At 62.9% G+C, this 1304-nt stretch carries 3 protein-coding genes and 1 pseudogene; all 4 read right to left on the bottom strand.

Annotation, left to right across the window (positions count from 1 at the left end; translation table 11 throughout):
• Positions 1-277: pseudogene (locus NAV27_RS19115) on the bottom strand (hypothetical protein); the annotation flags it as partial.
• 58 nt (positions 278-335) lie between these two features.
• Positions 336-626: a hypothetical protein gene (locus NAV27_RS19110; RefSeq protein WP_232249196.1), complete on the bottom strand. Its 291-nt coding sequence runs from the start codon at positions 624-626 to the stop codon at positions 336-338.
• A 108-nt stretch (positions 627-734) separates the two neighbouring features.
• Positions 735-1121, bottom strand: a complete 387-nt coding sequence (locus tag NAV27_RS19105; protein WP_102829660.1) for a hypothetical protein — start codon at positions 1119-1121, stop codon at positions 735-737.
• On the bottom strand, positions 1114-1302 hold the full coding sequence (locus tag NAV27_RS19100; protein ID WP_256055320.1) for a hypothetical protein: 189 nt from the start codon (positions 1300-1302) through the stop codon (positions 1114-1116). Before NAV27_RS19100 ends, NAV27_RS19105 begins: the two co-directional genes overlap by 8 nt.
• Between the last annotated feature and the right edge of the window lie 2 nt (positions 1303-1304).

Here is a 1304-nt window from a genome sequence, read left to right as displayed (position 1 = left end):
GCAGCTTGTACTGGTAGCCCGAGTCCCGGCCCACTCGCCCCGAGTGCCAGATCTCCCCGGCGAACTCGACCATCGCGCCCGGCTTCTCAAACAGCGCCATGATCTCGGGACGGATCAGCCCGCGGTAAAGCTGGCGGACCGTATCGACGCCGCAACGCAGCAAACGGACCTTGGACAGATCGACGATTGCCGCCGTGCCCGGATCGACGAACAAACGTCCGTTGCGATCTTCACGGGCGAGCATATCGAGACGAAGAAAATCTTTTGGTTTGGCCATTTGGTTTCACTTCCTAATGCTGATTAATGCGGTTCTCAACCTTCGTTTATCTGACGTGTTACAGGGACGTCAGCGGGGGCGCGCGCACGCCGGCACAGGCCACGCGCCCGCTACGCTCCGCGTAGAGCTGTGCAGGCGTGCGCGCGCTTTTGGCTGGCCATGCCGTTACCGCGTCGGAAAACGCTTCGGTCGGATCGTCCGGGCAGGGTTGTTCCAGGGTGAATGGCGGGAGGTACGGGCGGTCGGGCGGCGGCGTGCCGGCCAGTGCGATGCACAGCGCAAGGCAGGCCAGCCCGAGAAGCAGGTGCGGAAGGCAGTGATAGGCGCGGCGCGCGAGGGCGAAGAACACCAAGGGCGCCGCCCTTGTCATCCCGCTCTTGCCGCCGAGGGCTCGGGAGCGTGGGGTAGAGAAGCTACCCCACACTCCCAGCGATAGGCTGTTCATGGTCGTGCAGGGTCAAGGGTGCGCTGCGCCCGTGCTTCCGTTCGACGGAACGTGGCCGTTCCGACGAGCCGGGAGCGCGGCCCTTGACCTTGCAGAGTTAGGAAGGGCGACGCGGTCCAGTACGTTGCCGGAACCACGCCGGTCGCGGTGCCGCATCACCCTGATGGTGCAGATATCGGAGAAGTAGACTTCGTTCGGGTGGTCGAGCTGGCTGGAGACGTTCAGTCCCATGAAATAAGCCAGATCGCAGACCCCTTCCATCGGCAGCACAACACCCAGGATGTGCATGCACTGCCAGAAGGATTCCGGCTCTTCATCCCAGCGCAGCTCAACTAGAACGGTTTGGCCGACATAGGTCAGCGCGGTTTGCGTATCGAGTGCGAGGCGTTGGCTAGACATGGCTGTAATCCCCCGCTTGAAACTCGGTTTTGCCCTTGAGCAGGTCATCCCGCAGGCGGGCCAGATTGACCATGCGGAAGTCGGCCAGCTTCAGGCTCGGGATGGCGCCGGAGTCGGCCCAGTTGATGGCCTCCTCAACCGATACGCCGCTCATTTCGGCAAAGGTCTTGATGCTGCACAGGT

This window comes from Stutzerimonas degradans, from assembly GCF_024448505.1.
Taxonomy (GTDB): Bacteria; Pseudomonadota; Gammaproteobacteria; order Pseudomonadales; family Pseudomonadaceae; genus Stutzerimonas; species Stutzerimonas degradans.
Note: the sequence above shows the minus strand (reverse complement) of the source record. Positions and strands in the feature narration are given on the sequence as shown.

Coding starts and splice junctions, on each gene's coding strand:
- NAV27_RS19105 (WP_102829660.1), bottom strand. CDS start 1,121: ATGTCTAGCCAACGCCTCGCACTCGATACGCAAACCGCGCTGACCTAT.